The organism is Nostoc flagelliforme FACHB-838, from assembly GCF_014698065.1.
Classification (GTDB): Bacteria; Cyanobacteriota; Cyanobacteriia; order Cyanobacteriales; family Nostocaceae; genus Nostoc; species Nostoc flagelliforme_B.
The window spans coordinates 1-5,715 of sequence record NZ_JACJSI010000367.1; the positions used below are offsets into that span (position 1 = coordinate 1).

Below are 5,715 nucleotides of genomic sequence, written 5' to 3' on the forward strand. Positions count from 1 at the left end.
GATTACCTTTACTCCAACAGCGTATTTTTGAAACCCATGACTTGGACAGATGCTCTGTCTAAGTTACGAGATAGAATCACCGCTTTGACTGGCTACAAATTCCGCATCGTCATCGGAAATCAATACCGCAGTGGCCAGGACAGCATCGGTTGGCACGCAGACAACGAGCCATCGATGGGATCTAACCCTGCAATCGTATCAGTCAGCTTGGGTTCATGTCGCAAATTCCAAATCAAACCGAGAAATGGCAAACCAACGGATTTCTGGCTGGAACACGGCAGTTTGCTTGTGATGCACCCTGGCTGTCAGTCTACACATCTGCATCAGGTTCCAAAGACTAACAAAGTGGTTAGCACACGTATTAATCTCACATTCCGACCACATACAGCCAGAAGCAGATAATTCTGATTTTTTCAATCAGAGCAGAGAAACAACAGCACTTCAAAAAAGCTGTCAACCCTGATTCTATATCAGATTCACTGGCTGACAGCATCCATTTTTCGTGCAATTGATTTTTTCTAAGTCATCTACAATCACAACTTCTTAGTTTGTTTGTACTATCTTATTCCCTCAAAAAGGAGTCAAATCATGGGAGAAGCAAAACGTCGTCGGTTATTAGATCCTAATTATGGCTTACCTAAAATACCCAATACTTCTGAACCAACCTCAAAAAAAGTTTTCAAAAAACAAACTGATTTCAAAACTGTACCTAAAAATCACTTCATCAATTCTCATTATGAATTACCAAAGCATTATCTAAATTTACGTGACTCCTCGAACCAAAATGATGCTGTTCATTTGAGCCACACAATTGATACACATCAGAATCCGAACAGTGAATTAGCTCCAAACCACTGGCATGAATGGGTGGTCAATTCCGCCGTTGACCCCAAACTTACTGCGCTAAATGTCCGCTCTTTAAGTGGTTCGGAAGTATACGAATACCTTTTATACGCCCTACCCCAAACTGCCAGACGCAACGATGGGCGATTACGGGACGGGTATTTGAAAAGATATGCCCACGCAGAGTCAGGCGCATGGTGGGTTAGTGGACTCGACCCGCTTAAAGATTGGCTACCGATGGACTGGGGACGGATGAAACCCGATTACCCAAGGCTCGAATGGGACAAGACAACCCTTGAACAAACCCAAAAGCCCGTTAAATACGAGTCACCCCCCAAAACTCCCAACCGAGTCACCTACCTGAGAGTCCCTCTGCACATTTGGCGCTTGATAGCCCTGCGGTATAACGTACCGATGCCAGAACATATCACCGTTACCTCTGAAGGTGAAGCACTGGGTTTCTGGGCTTGGGTCATGGCACACCCCTCCATCCCAGTATGCCTTACGGAGGGCGAGAAGAAGGCTGCTTGTCTTCTGACTTTGGGATATGTAGCGATCGCACTCCCTGGAATCTGGAATGGTCGCGTGGGCAAGGAAGATTTAGAATACCTGCACCCCGATTTAGTCCCAATGGCACAAAAGGGTCGCAAATTCGTTATCCTTTTCGACTACGAAACAAACCCAAAACCAAACAGCAGGTTTTTGCTGCTACTCGTCGCACCTGTCAAGTCATTCTCCAACTTGCCTGTCAATGTGAAGTAGCGTTGCTGCCTGGCCCCGAAAAAGGAATTGATGATTGGGTTGTAGCTTTGGAGAAAAAAGCAGATAAAGCAGTGTCCACGATGATTGCTGATGCATTGAGAATCAGCGAGTTAAGCCAAAGATTTTTCGTCAATCGCGCCAGGGGGCTTCACAAATTCAAACCCAATATTGTCGTTAATACCCGCTATCTTTCCACAGTCATCCGCTCCCTGCCTCAATCTGGGTTAGTTGGTTTGGCTTCCGACATGGGTACTGGCAAGACTGAAATCTTGGCAATGATTAGAAAAGATAACCCAGACTTGAGCTTTTTGAACAATGGGCATCGGGTTACTTTGCTGAAAAATCTTAGCGATCACTTGCAAACTGCCATGTACTCTGCGATTTCTTGCGGTGACTGGGCTAAAGCCAAAGCACTGAGTATCACTGTAGACTCATTGTATAAGATGGCAAACGATTTACAGGTTTATGACATTCTATTTATTGATGAAGCCTGCCAGTATCTTGCTCATTTGCTCAAATCCAAAACCTGCAAAGAACACCGAGGGGCTATTTTAGAAGTGCTGGAGTATCTGGTTTACAATGCCAAATTGGTAGTGTTGGCAGATGCTCACCTCGATGACTTGACCATTGAGTTTTTTATGCGAATGCGACCGGCTGGTGAGAAACCCTACATCATCAAAAATGAATATCGCTCCGGCGGTCGTCAGGTTTATTGGTACGAAGGTAAAAACAGCAGCGCAATCGTTGCCGAGTTTCATGCTCAGTTGATGCTGGGTAAAAAGTTGATGATGGTCAGCGACAGCAAGCGGTTTATCAAGAAGCTAGAAAGAGCGCTCAATGATGGTTCAGCAATTGATGACGCTGATGATACACCGGAATCAGCCGAAGACCGGAAGTTACGGGTGTGGGCTATTCACTCAGAAAATAGCGGTTCTGAAGAGAATGTGATTTTCATCAGGGAGATTAACATTGCCATTAAGGATATTGACGCTTTTTTAATTACTCCCAGTCTCAGTACAGGGGTTGATATTTCCAGCTATCATTTTGATGCCGTGTTTGGTGTGTTTCATGCTGTTTCACAGTCGGCTACAGAATGCGCCCAGCAATTATGGCGGTATCGTCCTGATGTCCCCATGTATGTTTGGGTGGCTCCTCGTCCTCCCTTTGGTTACGCCGAAACCAATGCCCGTCGCATCAAAGAAAAGATTCTTCAGAAAAACGAGATGACCGCTTTTCTGATTCGCATTAACCAAGAAACGGGCAAACGTGGGGCTGAGAAGGACTGGGCATTGGATGCCTCTTGCCAAATTGAAGCACAGCGCAATTGGTCGATTAATAATCTTCGCTCTGATCTGCGATCGCTACTTGAAGAAATGGGCAATACGATTGTGCCTGTGAGGGATGGTGGTGATGAAAGTGCTTCGCGCTGGATGAAGGCAGCTGGTATTGCCATCGATGAAGAACATTATCGCAAAGTTGCCAATGCCAAAGATATTGATAGAAGAACTTACACCAGTAGGCAGCATCAGGATTATCTCAAGCCGGAGGAGGTGCTGGAGTGTGAGAAATTCCGCATACAGGACACTTACGGCATGAGCGTTACCCCTGAACTGGTGGAGAAAGATGACTCTGGGCGGTTAATTAAAAAGATTGCTGCACTTGAAGCGATATTGGCAACGCCTGGGGAAATGATTACCGATGAACAGGGGCGGGAGTTTGTTCCACCACCAGCTATTGTTGCCGAACGCGATAAATCGGAACGGGAGCGATTAGCTATTTGCACAGACTGGAGTAATCATTCTACCGCGTGGTTAATGCGTCATCGGCTGGGACTCAGGGCTGTGTTGATGGATCTAATGGCTGGGGTTGAGATTAAAGGGGACGAGGCGATGATTCAGGCTTTGGCTGAGTTCTCCAAACGCAACGCATCTCACGTTAAGGGGATTCTCAATCTGACCATCCCGCTATCGGAGTCTCCAGTTTGGATTTTGGGGCAGTATCTGTCGCAACTGGGTTTGTCTACTGAGTCACGAAGACCAATGGAGGACGGTCAGAGGGTTCGGTATTATCGGCTGAATACTGAGGATGTGGTGTTTATCCAGAACGTGCTTGATTATCGGCAGAGGCAACGGGAGGACAGGGAAAGAAAACGCCACGAGGAGCAAGAGCGTCATGCGGCTTATGCGGCTAGAATGCAGGCTCAGTATGGGATTAATGCTCCGTCCACACCCCCTCTTAATGAAGATGGAGATAATAATCGGGGGGGTATGGACGGGGATGAAGAACTCAGTGATTCTTGGTGGGAACGGGTTAAATATTATGCTCAGTTAGCGATTGAACGTGTAGAGAATGGGGTTGATGCGGTCAAAGAATTACTCAGTACGCTAACGAGTGATGAGCGTTGCGGCGTGATGCTGGAGTTTGAGGATCTTGACGCGGAAAAGTTTGCTCAACTGGTGTCAGATGCCCCACAGTGGACTGAATGGATGGCGTGAGAAAGTTGGATACCACATAGTTGTGAAAACTTGAGAGTTTTTGTAGGTCGTGTTGTGCAAGACATCTATCGGATTATCCGCTCTGAAAAGCTGGATACCTGAACCACCATTCTTGTAGATTAGATTATCGCTGATTAGGATTTTTCCTTATAGGAATCACTACCAATATAGGCACGGTCAACCATTACGCCGTGTCCTTCTGTGATTTCTCCCACAGCGTAGTAGGGAACCAATTGTTTGTTGTTATATTTTTTACAACATTATCTAAAAACTTATGGAGATGCCGTGATAGAGTCTTGTTAATTTCCAGAGTGATATGGGAGTGGAGAGCCTTTTGTGCAAGGACTTGATCAAGTTTCTCTAACAATTTTTAAAGAAATACCATACCGCCTACCGCCTGAATACTATCTGGGTTGATGGTGGTTACGATGGCAACCCGTTTATGCAATGGGTAATGGATTTCTGCCGATGGATACAGCACTTTCGGCTATTATGAAGCACAATTTTACCCATATCCCTTTTCTATCCTAACTTTTGAGACTGTGGGCGTACCTCATAGCAGACGAAAGTGCTGTAATACAAGTCGTGCTGCGACCCCATGCACATAAAGGTTTTGTTTGATTGCCTAAACGTTGGGTGGTAGAAAGAACCTTCGGTGGCTGAATGGGTATAGGCGTCTGAACAAAGATTATGAACTATTACCTCAAACTTCGGAGACGTTTATCTACCTTGCCATGATTCGTATTATGGTAAGACGTTTGGCAGAAAATCTCACCTTTGGTAACTTTTCAAACACCCTCTTAGCATTTCCACTTAAAATTTGCTCTAAAAAGCAAAAACTTACGTATATTCTCGTAGGTGAGTTCACTAGAGGTTCGTATATAACAACAAAAGTTATAGGAATCATATTTGATTTCTGAAAAAGACTGTGGGATAATACGGATATAAATATCTGTCTAATAACGAACAATGATAGACCAGCATCTAGAAATGGCGATACCTTCGGTGAGCTTCGCTAACGCAGAATTACAAGGGTTTATCGATAGTCGTCCAGATGCCCGTGAGGTAAGAAAAGCTTTGGCGGTGAAACTGGTTTATTAAGGTTATAAGTATGAGGAAATTCAAACAATTTTAGATGTATCTGTTGGTTCAATAACTTGCTGGATCTTGCTTACAAGGAGTATGGAATTTGTGGACTGCGCTTAAATTATAAAGGTAGAAAGAGTTACCTAAGCGATGAACAGCTCCAAGAAGTATTAAGTTGGTTGCAGACTAAAGAGATTTGGGAGCTTGGTGAACTGGAGTACAAACTGGCATTTGAATATGATGTCATCTACGAATCGAAACGAAGCTATTACGGTTTATTTGAGGCAGCAGGAATTAGTTGGAAGAAAACTACTGCCTTGAATCCAAAGGCGGACATTGAGGCCGTTGCTACAAAAAAAAAACAGATTGAATCATTGTTGGCAAGTAACAGAGAGGAAATAGAATCAGGAAGACTAATACCAATTTTATATGAAGGTGCATATAATAGAGAAAACAAACTCTATAAATTAAAATAACCATGAGCCGCCCTTTTAAGATTGAAATCGCAGAGAGCGAAGAAGAACTTAAA

At 44.4% G+C, this 5,715-nt stretch carries 2 protein-coding genes and 3 pseudogenes; all 5 read left to right on the forward strand.

Annotation, left to right across the window (positions count from 1 at the left end; genetic code table 11):
- Window positions 1-402, forward strand: a 402-nt coding sequence (locus tag H6G97_RS43840) for an alpha-ketoglutarate-dependent dioxygenase AlkB family protein (RefSeq protein ID WP_190946763.1), incomplete at its 5' end; no start/stop codon positions are given.
- Between the two features lie 915 nt (window positions 403-1,317).
- Window positions 1,318-1,601: pseudogene (locus tag H6G97_RS56325) on the forward strand (DUF3854 domain-containing protein); the annotation flags it as partial.
- A 279-nt stretch (window positions 1,602-1,880) separates the two neighbouring features.
- A complete protein-coding gene (locus H6G97_RS43845) occupies window positions 1,881-4,100 on the forward strand; it encodes a plasmid replication protein, CyRepA1 family (RefSeq protein WP_338421975.1) in 2,220 nt (739 codons plus the stop codon).
- A gap of 394 nt (window positions 4,101-4,494) precedes the next feature.
- Window positions 4,495-4,873: pseudogene (locus H6G97_RS56330) on the forward strand (transposase); the annotation flags it as partial.
- A 241-nt stretch (window positions 4,874-5,114) separates the two neighbouring features.
- A pseudogene (locus tag H6G97_RS43855) lies at window positions 5,115-5,620 on the forward strand (helix-turn-helix domain-containing protein); the annotation flags it as partial.
- Window positions 5,621-5,715: the final 95 nt, after the last annotated feature.